Source organism: Streptococcus sanguinis SK49, assembly GCF_000212815.1.
In the GTDB taxonomy this organism is placed as follows: domain Bacteria; phylum Bacillota; class Bacilli; order Lactobacillales; family Streptococcaceae; genus Streptococcus; species Streptococcus sanguinis_C.
In genome coordinates this window covers 1,265,629-1,281,295 of sequence record NZ_GL890985.1, presented here as the reverse complement: position 1 = coordinate 1,281,295, position 15,667 = coordinate 1,265,629, and the positions used below count along the sequence as shown (strand labels likewise).

Genomic DNA, 15,667 nt, shown 5'->3' with positions numbered 1-15,667 from the left:
GTAAAAAACAGTTATTTCACTTTTTCTTCTTCGTAATCGCCATTGCTGCAGACTACTTGCTTGCCACCGCCGCGAACTTTCTTTTCGATCAGATAATGGTCACATTTTGGACAGTTCCGACCAACTGGCTTGTCCCAAGATGTGAAATCACAGTCTGGATAACGATCACAGCCATAGAAAATGCGATTTCGTTTAGTCTTACGCTCAATAACTTGACCTTTCTGGCACTGTGGACAGGTCACGCCGATCTCCTTGACAATAGCCTGAGTGTGACGACAGTCTGGGAAATTGCTGCAGGCGTAGAACTTGCCAAATCTCCCCAACTTGATGACCATGGGACTGCCACATACCTCACAATCAAAACCAGCTGGCTCATCCTTGATTTGGATTTTCTCCATTTCAGTCTCGGCTTTAGCGACTTCCTTTTCAAAAGGTCGATAAAACTCGTCAATGACTTTCTGCCACTGTTCTTTTCCAACTTCTACATCATCCAGTTTTGCTTCCATTTCGGCTGTAAATTTCACATTTACGATACCTGGGAAGAATTCGACAATTAGTGAATTGACAATCTCACCTAGTTCCGTCGGCTCAAAGCGCTTAGAAACCAGCTTAACGTAATATCGTTTCTGAATGGTCTCAATAGTCGGTGCATAGGTAGATGGTCGACCAACACCATTTTCTTCTAAAGTCTTGATGAGAGTCGCTTCAGAATAACGAGCAGGCGGCTGGGTAAAGTGCTGTTCTGGATTGGTATTGATACGTTTGACGGTATCCCCTTTTTCCATATCCGGCAGCATTTTATTCTTATCAGAGTCGTTGTAAATAGCCAGATAGCCATCGAACTTGACCTGACTACCATTGGCGGCAAATTGGACACCATTTTGCCCCAACTTAACATTCATAGTATCAAAGACTGCTGCTGTCATTTGGCTGGCTACAAAACGGTTCCAAATCAGCGTATAGAGCTTAAGCTGATCCTTGTCCAAATACTTTGCGATGCTTTCTGGAGTATTGAAAACGCTGGAAGGACGAATGGCCTCGTGGGCATCTTGAGCGCCAGAAGCGTTCTTAGCCTTGCTGCCATGTTTGGAATATTTAGCGCCAAATTTATCCGTGATAAAGCTTGCCGCTTCATTTTGCGCCACAGGGCTGATACGAGTCGAGTCGGTACGCATATACGTAATCAGACCTTGTACGCCAGAACCGATATTAATCCCCTCATAGAGCTGCTGAGCAACCATCATGGTCTTACGTGTCCGGAAATTAATCTTATTAGCGGCATCTTGCTGCATAGAGGAAGTCGTGTAGGGCAGTGGAGCATTGCGTCGACGCTCTTTCTTTTCGACACTGTCGACAGTAAAGTCATCACCCTTGAGGTGAGACAGGACTTCTTTGACCTCGTCGTTGTTGGTCAGCTTCATCTTTTTACCGTTCATACCGTAAAAGCTGGCCTGAAACTGACGGGTTCCTTTCTTGAAGGTTCCGTCAATAGTCCAGTATTCTTCTGGTTTGAAAGCGTTGATTTCATTTTCCCGGTCGATAATCAGCTTGAGGGCGACAGACTGCACCCGACCAGCTGACAAACCTTTTTTGACTTTCTTCCAGAGAATAGGAGAAATGGAATAACCAACCAAGCGATCCAGAACTCGGCGAGCCTTCTGCGCATCGACTAGATCCATATCAATCTGGCGGGGCTCTTTAAATGCATTCTTGACCGCATCTTTGGTGATTTCATTAAAGACGACACGGTTTTTCTCTTTCTCATCTAGATTAAGAATATGGGCTAGATGCCAAGAAATAGCTTCTCCTTCGCGGTCCGGGTCACTTGCCAGAAAGACTTGCTTAGCTTTCTTGGCTTCTTTTTTCAAGTCATTAATTAACGGACCTTTACCACGAATATTGATATATTGCGGCTCATAGTTGTTCTCAAAATCAATGGACATCGTAGACTTTTTCAGGTCACGAATATGCCCAACACTGGCCAGAACCTTGTAGTTTCGTCCCAGATATTTTTCTATTGTTTTTGCCTTGGCAGGCGACTCTACGATGACAAGATTTTTCTTAGTCGTAGACTTTTTCTTTGTTTTTGTTACCAATTTAGACACCTTCTATAAGAAATAAATCTCATAGAGTTTAAACTATTTTTTGATAGATGTCAACTACTAACTTTTCTTATAGGAAAACTTGTTTTAAAAATCAAACTCAGAAAGGACGTCAGAGCCTGATGTGATGCACTTTGCGCCCTCTTGGATCAAATGATGGCAACCGTCAGATTTTCCATCTAAAATTGACCCTGGAATAGCAAAGACATCTCGCCCTTCTTCCATGGCTCGCTCACAGGTAATCAGACTGCCTGAGCGCATCTTGGCTTCCGCCACGATGACGCCCCGACAGAGACCAGCGATGATACGATTCCGCTCTGGAAAATGAAATTTCAAGGGCTGTTCACCCGGACCATACTCTGTCAGCAATAAATGATTTTTTCCAATGTAAGCTTGTAATTTTTTGTTAGGCTTGGGATAGAAGACATCTAATCCCGTTCCGATGACAGCAATGGTCTGACCTCCGTTTTGCAGGGCAGCCATATGGGCCACCGTATCTATTCCACGAGCCAGGCCACTGACGATAACCAATTCATTGTTTAGCTCTTTGACAATCTTTTGTACAGAGGCATTTCCTTGCTTACTGCTGTCTCTACTGCCAACGACTGCAGTCTTGGGCAATTCTAGTAGATCTAGATTTCCCTGATAGAATAACAAGGTCGGGGCATCGTAAATCTCGCATAAATCCCAAGGATAAATATCATCCAAGATAGAAAAGGACGGGAAAAGTTCAAATTCTTCCTTCAAAGCCGGTAAATCAAGCCTCTTGTATTTCTCAATAAAGAGAGCAGGATTGCGGCACTCAGATACGACAGCCTTATCTCGCAGAGAAAGCTTGCCATCTCTACTCTCAGCGTATCTTAAAACATTTAAAACCTGATGATTGGTTAAGCCAGCTTTTTTCATTTTATAAATCTCAAAATTATTCATTTTTTCACCTCACTTTCTTATTCGTAAAAAAGTTCAAAAAAAGAACTGCAGTACAGTTCCTTCTTTACGATTTTATTTAATTTGATGTTGTCAATAGCCGGTTCCCTTGCCCATTGCCTTTAACACTCTTTATGAACAGGAATTTCCTTAATAATTCGCGCTGGATTACCAGCCAAGACTACATTGTCGCCAAAAGACTTGGTAACAACCGCACCTGCTCCGACTACCACATTATCCCCTAGTGTCACGCCTGGCAGAATTGTCACACCTCCGCCAGCCCAAAAGTTATTACCAATAGTGATTGGTGCTCCGTACTCAATTCCGGAATTTCTTTCCACTGGATCAAGCGGATGAAGAGGTGTCAGAAACTGGCAATTAGGACCGAGCAGGGCATTGTCTCCGATGCGAATCGGGCAAACGTCCAGCATAGTCAGATTCCAGTTAGAATAAAAATTCTCGCCTAGATGAATATTGATTCCATAATCACAGACCAAATCAGGCTTCATAGCAAGATTCTCTCCTGTGCAGCCAAACCATTCTTTGATAATAGCACTTCTCTTGTCGCTGTCTTGCTCTTGGTTAAAACGATATTGAAATTCCTTTGACCTTGCTGCCAATTCTCTTAATTCACTGTCTTGTGGTCGGTAAATCTCTCCAGCAATCATTTTTTCGTATTCGCTTTGCATATCATCCTCCTTTTCATGCGTGACAAATGGATAGTCAGGTACAGTTGTTCATCCTCTGATGTTTGGTAATTTCTGGTTTGCTTTAAAAATTCAGCAATCTTCCTAGTTGTCTCATAAGCCAAGGGATACTTACATTTAAGTAAGTCAAACATCTCATTGTCCTCTAAATCACGGTGGCCTCTATCAGTCAGAACTCGCTCACAGAAAAATTTTAGATGGGTCATGAAGCGCTCAAGGTAGATGTCTTCCTCGTCTAAAGAAATTTCCAAACTGTACTTGACAATGGTCATGATTTCCTCCATCATCATAGTCAAATCACGCGCAGTTCCATCGCCATTTTCCAACTCTGCATTGACCAAGGTCAGCGCTATAAAAGCCGCTTCATCCTCTGGAAGTTCCTTACCGATATAAGCGCTCAAAAGCTGTTTAGCATACTGACCAACCTCAAACTCGATAGGAAAAAAGCGTCTAATATCCCACATGAGGAAATTCTTGAGGTAAATATCATCATCCAAGCGCAGCAAGACTCCGTGGATATGATCTGCCATCGCCAGAAAAGCAGTGTCTTTGAGCTTCTTCTGCAGTTTCTCCCTTGCGAAAGAAATAATCTTATCCGACATTTCCATGACCTCTGCTGGCAACTCCATCAGAAGCTGGCGTCTATTTTCTGACAAGACATACTTTTTCTCAATCAGCTCATCTGGAATCTCCTGGCCAACTTTTCGACCAAAGGCCAGTCCTCGTCCCATTAGAATAACTTCTTCTTGGTTTTCTTCAGAAATCACCACATTATTGTTTAAGATTTTACTGATTAGCATGCCTCACCCCTTCGTGCCTATTCACGCATGGATTTTACGGGTTCAAATGTCTTGCGATGAATAGGAGTTACGCCGTGTCGCTCCAAGCCCTGCAAGTGGCTCTTAGTCCCATAACCAGCATTTTGCGCAAAATCATAACCAGGATATTCCTTGTCGTAGTCTGCCATCAGCTTATCTCGAGTAACCTTAGCAACAATACTAGCTGCTGCGATAGACAGAGAATTGGCATCTCCTTTGATAATGGACTCTTGCGGGATATCAATATCTAACTTCATAGCATCAATCAGCAGATAATCTGGCTTGAGACAAAGCTTAGACAAAGCCTCTTTCATAGCAAGCTTGGTCGCTTCGTAGATATTGACTTGATCAATAATCTCATTGTCTATCAGGCCAACACCGACTGCCAAGGCTTTATCCATGACTGCTTGATAGATATCTTGGTGCTTTTTCTTGGGTATCTTCTTGCTGTCGTTGAGCCCCTTAATCTTACATCCTGGAGGTAAGATAACAGCTGCAGCGACAACAGGTCCAGCTAGAGGACCACGACCGACCTCATCAATCCCAGCGATCGCCCGAAAGCCGGTTTTATAAAGCTCTTTTTCATACCGTAGCATCTGCTCCAGACGCAGTTCCTCGTCTAACTCCGCCTGAATGGCTCTTTTACGCTTTTCAATCGCCTTTTGAACTCCGCTCCGCTGGTCATTAGCTGCTTCTGCCAGAAAAGGATCAGCCAAATCAGTCACTAACTCTAAACGTTGCTGGATTTCTTTAATCGTTGCCATCTAGTTCACCAACCATATCCAAGCAATAACGGCCTAGCTTGCCATCACGGACTTCTTTGACAAAAAGGCTGTAAAAACGGTCATAGTCGTCGCGGAAGCCAAGTTTTTGGGTCATATCCATAATCATGTCAGGCGATTCCTGGCTTAGATCCAGCTGCTTGAAGCGTGCTGTCAGCTCCTCAGGATAATGCTCCTTAAAATAATTGAGACCAAAAATCGTCACCTCATCCATAGGCAGCAGATTATCCTTGATAGCACCAGTTAGAGCAAGCTTAAGAGCAACCGTCTCATCTTCAAACTTAGGCCAGAGAATCCCTGGTGTATCTAATATTTCCAAGTCTTTATTTGACTTGAGCCATTGCTGACCTTTGGTCACACCCGGCTTATTCCCTACAACGGCAATTTTCTTACCAGCTAAGCGATTCATGAGGGTTGATTTTCCGGCATTGGGAATACCGATTATCATGGTACGCAGGGTTTCAATGCGAATTCCTCTCTCTTTCTGACGCGCCAATTTGTCAGCCATAAGCTTTTTAGCTGCGTCTGTCACTTTTTTAACAGCAGATTGCTCTTTGGAATTAATAGATAAGGTCGGAATCCCCTGACTTTCAAAATAGCTCTGCCATTCCTTGATACGAACAGGATCTGCCAAATCTGCCTTGTTTAAAATCAAAAGCTTGGGCTTATCCCCCACAATCTTAGTCAGCATAGGATTTTGACTGGATAAAGGAAGTCTCGCATCAACCAATATCGTCACAAAATCAACAAACTTAATGTTTTCCTGTACCTGTCTCCGTGCCTTGGACATATGCCCCGGAAACCATTGAATCGTTGCCATAATTTATCCTTTCAACGAATATCATTGATAAAATTTTATTTCTTTAACTATTTTAACATATTTCTGGGATTTAAGCGGATGAATCCTAAAGTGATACTCTCTACCTCAAGAGCAAAAAAAGCCCTAACGGGCTTTCTGATTTTATCTCACTTGCTCAAAATGCAGATGCACAGCTATATGATCTCCATAGCCGTTTCGCTCTAAATCGCGCTGCAAGCGATAAGAAATATAATGCTCTGCAATAGTAATATAACCTGCACCCAAGAGGCGGCTTTCAACCATGGACTGAATCATGCTGATTGTCGCACGTTCAACCTTAGCTTCTTCCAAATCCAGAACCACTTTCTTTGTAACCTGCGCTAAATTCTGACGCAAATCATCTGTCAACACATAGACAGTCTGAGCTGCCTTTAAAACTGCTTGATAAATTTTATCTGGGTCAAATTCTACAACCTCACCACTCCGTTTAATAACTTGCATAAAAAACTCCTTTTATATTATATATTTCTAATCTAATGTAAGTCTCTAACATGACTGCTGCCAGTCCAGTTGTCTATAGTCTGCTCAAAAAGAAATCACAAAGTCAGACTATACCATAACATTATATAATTTTTTCCAATATTTTTCAAAGGAAGCTTCCTTTTTTCTTTAGCCTTAAAAGTCAATATAAAAAAGGACTGCTCTGGGCAATCCTTTTTAGAAATATTTTTTTCAATTTTATCAATCAATAATCCGGTCTCAGGACGCCTTTAACAGTCTCTTTGGTCGCTTGATAGTCACCATCAACCACAACCTTAATAATGCGTTTAGCATCTTCTTCAGGCGCTGGCACAAGAGGTAAGCGGGTTGGACCAGCTGCAAAGCCCAAGTAATTAAGTACAGCTTTGACTGGGGCAGGGCTTGGGTAAGAGAAGAGTGCATTGACTTTAGGGATGAATTTCCGTTGGATAGCTGCTGCTTTTTTGATGTCATTGTGCTCAATAGCATCAAGCATTTCAAACATTTCATCACCGTTTGTGTGAGAAGCAACTGAAATAACTCCATCAGCCCCCAGATTCATAGCATGAAAGGCATCGCCATCCTCACCAGTATAAATTAGAAACTCCTCTGGACGATGCTCAATCAGATAGGCCATATTCGCCAGACTGGTACATTCTTTAACGCCGATAATATTTGGATGTTCTGCCAACCTTAGCATAGTCTCAGGTGTCATCTCAACAACTACCCGTCCAGGTATATTATAGATAATGATAGGCAGGTTTGAAGCATCCGCAATAGCTTTAAAGTGCTGATACATCCCTTCTTGAGAAGGTTTGTTGTAATAGGGAACAATGGCAAGGCCAGCAGCAAAACCACCAAATTCATCTACTTCTTTGACGAATTCGATAGAGTCGCGCGTTTCATTGGTACCGACACCAGCTATCAAAGGAACGCGCCCCTTGACAACCTTTTGAACTGCCGCAAATAGCTCCAACTCTTCATCGTGTGTCAGTGTTGGACTTTCAGCAGTCGTTCCAGCCAGCAAAATCCCATCCGTATGATGCGCCAAAAGGTGCTCAATCAAGTCTGGAATAGCTTCAAAATTGATGGAACCATCTTCATGAAAAGGAGTAATAAAAGCTGTGATGATTTTACAGTTTTTCAGATCCGCATACGCCATAAACTTACCTCTCTTTATTATACGAAAAGAGGGTTGAAAGAACGATTATTCAACCCTGTGCTGTCAAGTTTCCTTGGTCACTTTATTTTAATTCAAAAACAACTTCTGCTGTTGGACGAACTAAACCACGCTCATGCAGTGTCTCTGCGATTTGAACAGAATTCCAAGCTGCTCCTTTAAGAAGATTGTCTGAAACCACCCACATATGGATTCCTTTTTCCGCATCAAGATCCTTACGAATCCGGCCAACAAAGGTTTCTTTCTTACCAACCGCATTGATCGCTTGCGGATAAACCTGATGAGCTACATCATCTTCCAGAACAGCACCAGGAAAGTCTGCGATTGCTGCTTTTACCTGATCAATAGGTGCAACTTCCTTAGTCTCTATGTAGACAGACTCTGAGTGGGCAGACAAGATTGGAAGGCGGACACATGTCGCAGAAACAGCAATAGAATCATCTTCCATGATTTTCTTAGTTTCCTTGGTCATCTTCATCTCTTCGTAAGTATAGTCGTTATCTGTAAAGACATCAATCTGAGGTAAGGCATTAAAGGCAATAGGATAATGTTTTTTATCGCCGCCGCATGGCAGGATATTGGCTTCCGCAACCTTAGGATTTACACCATCATTGAGAACAGAGCGTAATTGAGCTTGAGTTTCAAGAATGGCTCCCATACCTGCACCAGAAACAGCTTGATAAGTTGAAACGATGATACGATCCAACCCCCATTGCTGACGAATAGGCTCTAAAGCCACCATCATCTGAATTGTCGAGCAGTTAGGGCAAGCGATAATTCCCTTGTGCTGATCTAAGGCATGGGCGTTGACTTCTGGAACAACCAGAGGAACATCAGGATTTTGACGGAAATAAGATGTGTTATCGACCACTACTGCTCCAGCTTTGACTGCGTAAGGAGCGTATTTTGCTGAGGTAGAACCACCAGCTGAGAAGAGAGCAATATCTACACCTTCAAAAACTGTCTCGGTCGTCTCTTCGATAGTAATATCTTGTCCCTTGAATTGGAGAACTTTTCCAGCTGAACGAGCAGACGCCAGATAGCGTATTTTATCAATTGGAAGGCTAGATTCTTCCAGCATTTTAATCATTTGAGATCCAACGGCGCCAGTGGCACCTACTACAGCAACTGTATATCCCATGCGATAACCTCTCTGAATTTTCAAAAAATTTTGTATTGTTAGTATTATACTATTTTTAGGGAAAAATGCAAATATTTCTGAAGAATATAAGTGTGATATTTTGATAAACTACACTAACACTCATGCATCACTATGAGAACTTTCAAGGCTTACAGATTTTGTTCTCACGAACAAAACTGCATCCATTACTCTACGACTCAACTGCCTTCTGCGAAGTTGTTTCATCAAGAGCAATAGCACTCACAACATAGGCCGTCTCAGTATCAATATCTCTAAGATTGGCTGCGACTAATGGCCTTGCCACTCTAAGAGACATAGAAAAATCCCCAATCCGTAGACTGGGGATAAGGGCACTTTCGTGTGATCAGCAGGTTCACACAACTGATCAAGGTCCGCTCCTGCGTTTATGACCTCCCATGCTTCAATTTGCAGAAAATCTGCATATCGACTCATCGCACGAAATATAGTTTACCTTATTTTTTTCCGTTTTGTCAAGGTATTTAATCTAAAATATAAACAAAAACTTGTCTATCCTTCCACTCTTGGCCTTCTTTTTGGAATTTTTTTCGTACTCCTTCAAGATAGAAATCAGCTTGCTCTAGTAATTTTTGCGAAGGGATATTCTGTAGATCAACATGTGCTTCTAAGCGATGAAATCCTAGTTCGCTACTGACTCTCTTGAGTTCTTCTAGCATAGCTCTGGCATAACCCTGACGCCAAAATTGATTATGTATCGTATAACCTATTTCCGCCCATTGAAAGTCATCTCTAGCTAGCACAAATAAATTAACCATACCTACATGTTTTCCGCTTTTTGCATCATAAATTCCCCAAATATACTGTTGATCTTTCTCTCGGAAATCGCGGTGCTTAGCCACCAAATCCGCAAACCAACTTTCTGTACAAATTGTCATATCTAAAAGCCCATCATCAAATGGTGATTGAGAAGTCAGTCTATTGGAAAATCCTTCCAGCCAAACTGATTAATCCTTCTCTTCCAGATATTTTAAATAAACATGTTTCATAAATACTTACTTCCCTCTCGAATACTAAGGGCAGCCATTTCTGTCTGATGCCGTTCGATAAAAGCTCTGACCCAGTCTGGATTGGTTTTGGAATAATCTCTCAGCGCCCAGCCGATGGCCTTGTTAATAAAGAATTCTGTTCGGCCTAGATTATTCACTAAAATCTTCTCCAAGAGCTCTGTGTCTGTTTTCTCTTTTCGTAGCAGCTGATGATCGATGGCCATGCGCCGTAACCAAATATCCTCATCACAACTCCAAGCTACAATAATCTCTTTGGTTTCCGGAAATCGAGCAATGATTGATCCAACCAAGCGGTCCAAAAAGTCTATGGTATCCCACCAAGATTTTGTTTGGGCCAGCTTTTTCAAACGTGGCAAGTCAGATGGTGTCAATAGTTTCTTGCGAATCTCCAGATAATCTAGCGCAGTGTACTGCAGTTCTCGATAAGGATTATTCCAAGCTTCATTTATAAAATTCCAGTCAATAACAAAGTCAGTCCCCTGTTTGAAAAAAGTCTTTGCGAGTTTCCGTCTAGCTGGAATCTTGACTCCTAGAAACTCAAATTTATTTTTCATATAGGCTTTCATAGCCACCGCATCATCTGGGTTAGCTACAGCTTTTAACTCTTTTACCAATTCCTCTACATTCATATCTTACTCCAGCAATTCACGGTCATAAATAGTGTAGTCACAGCGATAAATCACGAGACGCTTACCGTCAATCAGCAATTCAGAGGTTTTGGGAGCATCGGATTTATCTAGAGAAACACGGTCGCCAGAATAGGCAGCCAGCGGAGTGCCGTTTTGAGAGCGAATCAGAATAACCTTTTTCTTTCCGGTAAAGTCGTTTTTAAAGGCTGAAATCATGCGATTTAAAACAGGAACAGAATGGCTATTCAACTCAACATCTGCAATCTTTTGATACTGGGCAAAGACATCTTTCAAGCCTTTTTCTTCTGCAATCAAGGAAGAGCCCACATGGTCAATCTCATACTTACCCAAGGTTATTTTGAGCACAGAAGAATCTTCCTTGGAATTTCCTTCCGCATCAACTGAATCAAACTCCTCGTTACGCGAGATGGATAGTGACTTGCCCGACATCTGGTCTACGAGTTGGGAATTCTCATCATAGGTGCGAACCGTCATCTCCAACCCCAACCATTCCTCCTTGGCATTTTTAAACCAATTTTCAACGGACTGACAACCCGTCAAGGCCAAAAGAGTAATGCTTAGAAGAGTTATTAATAAATGTTTCTTTTTCATCATTTCCACTCCATTTCTTTTAAAAGTTTAATTGGTCCAGCTTGCTTGTCTAAGGATTTTGGCAACCAAACAATGTCATGGCAACGCTCGAATTTATAGCCAATTTTTGGGAAATGAGCCACCTGCTAGTAGCCTCTTTTTCGATGCAAAGCCAGGCTGGCTTCATTTGGCAAAGAAATACAGGCTAGAAAATGCATATATCCCATCTGATCTAACAGGTCTTCAAGTTCATCATAAAGATTACTGCCGACTCCCTTTCCTCGAGCATCTTGACTGACATAGACGGACAATTCCGCCGCCCAATCATAGGCTGCACTCGCATAATAAGTCGAAGCATAGGCATAACCTAAAATTAAACCGTCTTCTTCCGCTACCAGATAAGGATATCTTTCCAACGTTTTCTCAATCCTAGTTGCAAAATCCTCAATGGTCGGAACTTCATATTCAAAAGTAATGGCTGTATTTTCTACATAAGGCGCATAAATAGCAAGCAAGGTCGCAGCGTCTGATGGTCTTGCTAATCTAATGTTCATGTTGTCTCCATATTCTATTCTCATTATTTTCACTATTATACCAAAAAAGGCTCGTAAAGAGCCTTTTAAACCAAGATCAAAATAGTCCAATCGCTGTGCCGTCTGCTGCCACATCCATATTAAGTGCTGCAGGACGTTTTGGCAATCCTGGCATGGTCATGACATCTCCTGTCAAAGCCACGATAAAGCCTGCCCCAAGTTTTGGTACCAATTCACGAATGGTAATTTCAAAGTTTTCTGGCGCTCCAAGAGCAGCAGGATTGTCTGAAAAGCTATACTGTGTTTTGGCCATGCAGATTGGCAGCTTGTCCCAGCCATTTTTGACAATTTCTCGAATCTGAGTCTGCGCTTTTTTCTCAAAGTTCACCTTTGAACCTCGATAGATTTCTTTGACAATTTTCTCAATTTTTTCTTCAATAGAGAGGTCATTGTCATAGAGGCGAGTGTAATGAGCAGGCTCTTCATCAATGGTTTTAACTACAGTTTCAGCCAAAGCTACACCACCTTTGGCGCCATCAGCCCATACACTAGCAAGCTCAACCGGTACCCCGATTTCTGCACAAAGTTCTTTAAGAGTAGCAATTTCAGCCTCTGTATCTGAAACAAATTCATTGATGGCTACTACCGCTGGAATACTGAACTTGCGGATATTTTCAACGTGCCGTTTGAGATTAGCAAAGCCAGCTCGTACCGCCTCAACATTTTCTCCAGTAAGTGCATCTTTGGCCACGCCGCCATTCATCTTGAGGGCTCGCAAGGTTGCGACAATTACGACTGCATCTGGAGAGGTTGGCAAGTTTGGAGTTTTAATATCCAAGAATTTTTCAGCTCCAAGGTCCGCACCAAACCCTGCCTCAGTCACTGTATAATCAGCCAAGCGCAGCGCTGTACTAGTCGCTAAAACAGAGTTACAGCCATGGGCGATATTGGCAAACGGACCGCCATGAACAAAGGCTGGTGTCCCGTAAATAGTCTGAACTAGATTTGGCTTAATCGCATCTTTCAAGACTAAAGCCAAAGCTCCTTCTACCTCAAGGTCACAAACATAGACTGGTGTACGATCATAGCGATAACCGATGACAATGTTACCCAAGCGCTTTTTCAAATCTTCAATATCCGTAGCTAGGCAAAGAATTGCCATAATTTCAGAAGCAACGGTAATATCAAAGCCATCTTCGCGTGGAATACCGTTCACCGGACTTCCTAAGCCAACAGTCACATGTCGAAGAGCCCGGTCATTTAGGTCAACTACCCGCTTCCAGATAATGCGGCGTTGATCGATTCCCAGAGCATTTCCCTGATGAAGATGATTGTCAATGAGGGCAGACAGGGCGTTGTTAGCTGTCGTAATTGCGTGCATGTCTCCAGTAAAATGCAAGTTGATATCTTCCATCGGTAGAACCTGCGCGTGGCCGCCGCCAGCAGCTCCTCCTTTAATCCCCATCACCGGTCCCAAAGACGGTTCGCGGATGGCAATCATAGTTTTTTTGCCAATTTTGTTGAGCGCATCTGCTAGTCCAATGGTAATAGTTGACTTACCTTCTCCAGCAGGGGTCGGATTGATTGCCGTTACCAAAATCAGTTTGCCGACAGGATTTTTTTCAACCTCACGAATCTTATCAAAGCTGAGCTTGGCCTTATACTTACCATATAGTTCCAAGTCGTCATAGTCGATGCCAACTTTTTTCACTACATCAACAATAGGCTGCAATTCAACACTTTGAGCAATTTCAATATCTGTTTTCATCAAGAACTCCTCTATCAATTAATATAAAGATTATAACAAAAAAGAGCAAAATCTACACAATTAAACTCTAAATAGATTTTAATGTTCCGAAACAACAAAAAATGGAAATTTTTGTTCTCTGAACTATAAGATTTTAGAGTCACTTCTCCGCTGTGACACTCTGCAATTAGAATTATTTTACTAAATTTCTTTTTTCTTGTAAAATAGTGCTATGAACATATTGATTACTTCTGGCGGGACCAGCGAGAAAATCGACTGTGTCCGCTCTATTACCAATCATTCGACGGGCAGTCTAGGGAAAATCATAGCCGAAACATTCCTAAACAAGGGCGATCAGGTGACTCTGGTGACGACTCCTAAAGCTGTCCGCCCAGCAGATCATCCCAATCTTACCATTGTACAGATTGAAAACGTTGCAGAACTACTTGAAACCTTAGAGCAGCTCGTTCACACGCATCATGTACTGATTCATGCAATGGCTGTCTCAGACTACACACCCGTCTACATGACTGGTTTGGAAGCTGTAGCAGCTAGCTCTGACATGACGGAATTTCTAAATAAGACTAACTCAGAAAGCAAGATTTCTTCTCAGGATGATGTTCAAGTTCTTTTTCTCAAAAAGACACCAAAAATCATCAGTTTGGTAAAAAAATGGAATCCAGCCATTCGCTTGATTGGATTCAAACTCTTGGTCAATGTTACTAAGGAAGAGTTACTCAAGACCGCACGAGCCAGTCTCATAAAAAATCAGGCAGAAATCATTGTTGCCAATGATTTGACAGAGATTTCTAACCAAGAGCACAGAGCTTACCTTGTCGGAAAAGATACTGTAACCCAAGCTCAATCCAAAGAAGAAATTGCTCAGCTCCTCTACCAGCATATCCGTAATACATAAGGAGAATTAAGATGACTCAGATTACCTTAGCCGTCAGCGGCAGTATATCAGCCTATAAGGCTGCTGACATCACTAGCCGTCTAAAGAAAGAGAACTTTGAAGTTGCTGTCCTCATGACAAATGCAGCGACAGAATTTATCACACCACTGACCCTGCAAGCCTTGTCACAAAGGCCAGTTGCAATTGATATTATGCAAGAACCTGACCCTAGCAAGGTCAATCACATTGACATCGCTAAAGAGTCTGACCTCTTTTTACTGGCTCCCGCTACAGCCAATACCATGGCTAAGCTTGCTAATGGCTTAGCTGACAATATGGTAACAGCTACTGCTCTGGCTCTGCCGCCTCATACGAAAAAAGTTTTAGCTCCAGCTATGAACACTAAGATGTTTGAAAATCCACTAACCCAGCACAATTTGGAGCGTCTACAGCATTTTGGATGGAAGACTATCCAACCGCGTGAAGCTGTTCTAGCCTGTGGCGATCAGGGAACAGGTGCTCTAGCCGAAATTGATACAATTATTGATACAGTAAAGGAACTTATTTATGAAAAAACAGTCTAAAATTGCTCAAATTGCTATTTTCTTTGCCATCATGTTGGTACTGCACCTGCTCAGCTCAGTCATTTTCAACTTACTTCCAGTACCGATTAAACCTACGATTATTCACATCCCAGTGATTATCGCCAGTATCCTCTATGGCCCTAAAGTCGGAGCTGTTCTAGGTGGACTCATGGGATGTATCAGCGTTGTTACCAATACCTTGGTGCTGTTACCAACAAGCTATCTCTTTAGCCCTTTTGTGCCAAATGGAAGCCTTTCTTCACTTGTTGTTGCAATGGTGCCTCGCATTCTCATCGGTATCACTCCTTATTTCGTATATAAAGCTATGAAAAATAAAGCTGGCTTGATTGTAGCAGGTTCCGTAGGTTCTGCCACCAATACTATTTTTGTCTTGGGCGGTATCTTCTTTCTCTTTGCAAATGTATACCAAGGTGATATCAAAGCACTTCTGGCTGTGATTCTATCAGCAAATTCCATTGCCGAGTTAATCATTTCTGCGATTTTGACAGCAACTATCATTCCTGCGCTTGAAAAAGCCAAAAAATGATGATGATTTAGTTTTCTGGACCAAGCCTTGCTTTGGTCTTTTTTAATATCGCAATTCTGCAATACCATTCTGAAATCCTCGAAACAATACCTTGAAAAGTATTTCATCGTTTTCTTGGTA

At 42.2% G+C, this 15,667-nt stretch carries 17 protein-coding genes and 1 pseudogene; 3 read left to right on the top strand and 15 right to left on the bottom strand.

Annotated features, from left to right (window positions below):
• Positions 1-11: 11 nt before the first annotated feature.
• The 15 genes and pseudogenes from topA to HMPREF9380_RS04775 all read right to left on the bottom strand — a co-directional run bounded on the left by topA (position 12) and on the right by HMPREF9380_RS04775 (position 13,542).
• Positions 12-2,105, bottom strand: coding sequence for a type I DNA topoisomerase (gene topA, locus HMPREF9380_RS04715; RefSeq protein WP_002933730.1), 2,094 nt, complete (start codon positions 2,103-2,105; stop codon positions 12-14).
• Between the two features lie 84 nt (positions 2,106-2,189).
• Positions 2,190-3,032: a DNA-processing protein DprA gene (gene dprA, locus HMPREF9380_RS04720; protein ID WP_002933728.1), complete on the bottom strand. Its 843-nt coding sequence runs from the start codon at positions 3,030-3,032 to the stop codon at positions 2,190-2,192.
• 119 nt (positions 3,033-3,151) lie between these two features.
• Positions 3,152-3,718, bottom strand: a complete 567-nt coding sequence (locus HMPREF9380_RS04725; RefSeq protein ID WP_002933726.1) for a sugar O-acetyltransferase — start codon at positions 3,716-3,718, stop codon at positions 3,152-3,154.
• The gene (locus HMPREF9380_RS04730; protein ID WP_002933723.1) at positions 3,694-4,536 is read right to left on the bottom strand and encodes a PRD domain-containing protein; all 843 of its coding nucleotides are present in this window, start codon (positions 4,534-4,536) and stop codon (positions 3,694-3,696) included. The genes HMPREF9380_RS04725 and HMPREF9380_RS04730 overlap by 25 nt, the downstream gene beginning before the upstream one ends.
• A 17-nt stretch (positions 4,537-4,553) precedes the next feature.
• On the bottom strand, positions 4,554-5,318 hold the full coding sequence (locus HMPREF9380_RS04735) for a ribonuclease HII (protein WP_002933721.1): 765 nt from the start codon (positions 5,316-5,318) through the stop codon (positions 4,554-4,556).
• Positions 5,305-6,156 (bottom strand): ribosome biogenesis GTPase YlqF, encoded by an 852-nt coding sequence (gene ylqF / locus HMPREF9380_RS04740; RefSeq protein WP_002933720.1) that lies wholly within the window; start codon positions 6,154-6,156, stop codon positions 5,305-5,307. Before ylqF ends, HMPREF9380_RS04735 begins: the two co-directional genes overlap by 14 nt.
• Before the next feature lie 141 nt (positions 6,157-6,297).
• A complete protein-coding gene (locus HMPREF9380_RS04745; protein ID WP_002895476.1) occupies positions 6,298-6,636 on the bottom strand; it encodes an ATP cone domain-containing protein in 339 nt (112 codons plus the stop codon).
• Between the two features lie 244 nt (positions 6,637-6,880).
• A complete protein-coding gene (gene dapA / locus HMPREF9380_RS04750; protein WP_002902934.1) occupies positions 6,881-7,816 on the bottom strand; it encodes a 4-hydroxy-tetrahydrodipicolinate synthase in 936 nt (311 codons plus the stop codon).
• Positions 7,817-7,898: 82 nt separating this feature from the next.
• The gene (locus HMPREF9380_RS04755; protein WP_002933717.1) at positions 7,899-8,975 is read right to left on the bottom strand and encodes an aspartate-semialdehyde dehydrogenase; all 1,077 of its coding nucleotides are present in this window, start codon (positions 8,973-8,975) and stop codon (positions 7,899-7,901) included.
• Positions 8,976-9,165: 190 nt separating this feature from the next.
• Positions 9,166-9,291 (bottom strand): hypothetical protein, encoded by a 126-nt coding sequence (locus HMPREF9380_RS12115; RefSeq protein ID WP_002933716.1) that lies wholly within the window; start codon positions 9,289-9,291, stop codon positions 9,166-9,168.
• A gap of 184 nt (positions 9,292-9,475) precedes the next feature.
• Positions 9,476-9,949 carry a GNAT family N-acetyltransferase gene (locus HMPREF9380_RS0111050; protein WP_235787802.1) on the bottom strand — a complete coding sequence of 158 codons (474 nt, stop codon included), beginning with the start codon at positions 9,947-9,949 and terminating at the stop codon, positions 9,476-9,478.
• A 47-nt stretch (positions 9,950-9,996) separates the two neighbouring features.
• Positions 9,997-10,650 (bottom strand): DNA alkylation repair protein, encoded by a 654-nt coding sequence (locus HMPREF9380_RS04760; protein ID WP_002933712.1) that lies wholly within the window; start codon positions 10,648-10,650, stop codon positions 9,997-9,999.
• A 3-nt stretch (positions 10,651-10,653) separates the two neighbouring features.
• Entirely contained in the window at positions 10,654-11,265 is a 612-nt protein-coding gene (locus tag HMPREF9380_RS04765) for a DUF5052 family protein (protein ID WP_002933710.1), read from the bottom strand.
• A pseudogene (locus HMPREF9380_RS04770) lies at positions 11,262-11,795 on the bottom strand (GNAT family N-acetyltransferase). The gene HMPREF9380_RS04765 and the pseudogene HMPREF9380_RS04770 overlap by 4 nt, the downstream one beginning before the upstream one ends.
• Before the next feature lie 76 nt (positions 11,796-11,871).
• On the bottom strand, positions 11,872-13,542 hold the full coding sequence (locus tag HMPREF9380_RS04775; protein WP_002933704.1) for a formate--tetrahydrofolate ligase: 1,671 nt from the start codon (positions 13,540-13,542) through the stop codon (positions 11,872-11,874).
• Positions 13,543-13,753: 211 nt separating this feature from the next.
• Between HMPREF9380_RS04775 and HMPREF9380_RS04780 the strand changes: the two genes are divergently transcribed.
• Genes HMPREF9380_RS04780 through HMPREF9380_RS04790 form a run of 3 tightly spaced genes read left to right on the top strand, consistent with a single transcriptional unit; the run spans position 13,754 to position 15,547 of the window.
• Entirely contained in the window at positions 13,754-14,437 is a 684-nt protein-coding gene (locus HMPREF9380_RS04780) for a phosphopantothenate--cysteine ligase (RefSeq protein WP_002933702.1), read from the top strand.
• Positions 14,438-14,448: 11 nt separating this feature from the next.
• On the top strand, positions 14,449-15,000 hold the full coding sequence (gene coaC / locus HMPREF9380_RS04785) for a phosphopantothenoylcysteine decarboxylase (RefSeq protein ID WP_002933701.1): 552 nt from the start codon (positions 14,449-14,451) through the stop codon (positions 14,998-15,000).
• Positions 14,984-15,547, top strand: a complete 564-nt coding sequence (locus HMPREF9380_RS04790) for an ECF transporter S component (protein ID WP_002933700.1) — start codon at positions 14,984-14,986, stop codon at positions 15,545-15,547. The genes coaC and HMPREF9380_RS04790 overlap by 17 nt, the downstream gene beginning before the upstream one ends.
• Positions 15,548-15,667 lie beyond the last annotated feature (120 nt).

Bases quoted from the DNA above. Each gene is read 5' to 3' on its own strand.
- HMPREF9380_RS04725 (WP_002933726.1), bottom strand. From the start codon at position 3,718: ATGCAAAGCGAATACGAAAAAATGATTGCTGGAGAGATTTACCGACCA.
- HMPREF9380_RS04790 (WP_002933700.1), top strand. From the start codon at position 14,984: ATGAAAAAACAGTCTAAAATTGCTCAAATTGCTATTTTCTTTGCCATC.
- HMPREF9380_RS04755 (WP_002933717.1), bottom strand. From the start codon at position 8,975: ATGGGATATACAGTTGCTGTAGTAGGTGCCACTGGCGCCGTTGGATCT.
- HMPREF9380_RS04780 (WP_002933702.1), top strand. From the start codon at position 13,754: ATGAACATATTGATTACTTCTGGCGGGACCAGCGAGAAAATCGACTGT.
- HMPREF9380_RS12115 (WP_002933716.1), bottom strand. From the start codon at position 9,291: ATGTCTCTTAGAGTGGCAAGGCCATTAGTCGCAGCCAATCTTAGAGAT.
- HMPREF9380_RS04765 (WP_002933710.1), bottom strand. From the start codon at position 11,265: ATGATGAAAAAGAAACATTTATTAATAACTCTTCTAAGCATTACTCTT.
- HMPREF9380_RS04775 (WP_002933704.1), bottom strand. From the start codon at position 13,542: ATGAAAACAGATATTGAAATTGCTCAAAGTGTTGAATTGCAGCCTATT.
- HMPREF9380_RS04760 (WP_002933712.1), bottom strand. From the start codon at position 10,650: ATGAATGTAGAGGAATTGGTAAAAGAGTTAAAAGCTGTAGCTAACCCA.
- HMPREF9380_RS04745 (WP_002895476.1), bottom strand. From the start codon at position 6,636: ATGCAAGTTATTAAACGGAGTGGTGAGGTTGTAGAATTTGACCCAGAT.
- coaC (WP_002933701.1), top strand. From the start codon at position 14,449: ATGACTCAGATTACCTTAGCCGTCAGCGGCAGTATATCAGCCTATAAG.
- HMPREF9380_RS04735 (WP_002933721.1), bottom strand. From the start codon at position 5,318: ATGGCAACGATTAAAGAAATCCAGCAACGTTTAGAGTTAGTGACTGAT.
- dprA (WP_002933728.1), bottom strand. From the start codon at position 3,032: ATGAATAATTTTGAGATTTATAAAATGAAAAAAGCTGGCTTAACCAAT.
- ylqF (WP_002933720.1), bottom strand. From the start codon at position 6,156: ATGGCAACGATTCAATGGTTTCCGGGGCATATGTCCAAGGCACGGAGA.
- HMPREF9380_RS04730 (WP_002933723.1), bottom strand. From the start codon at position 4,536: ATGCTAATCAGTAAAATCTTAAACAATAATGTGGTGATTTCTGAAGAA.
- dapA (WP_002902934.1), bottom strand. From the start codon at position 7,816: ATGGCGTATGCGGATCTGAAAAACTGTAAAATCATCACAGCTTTTATT.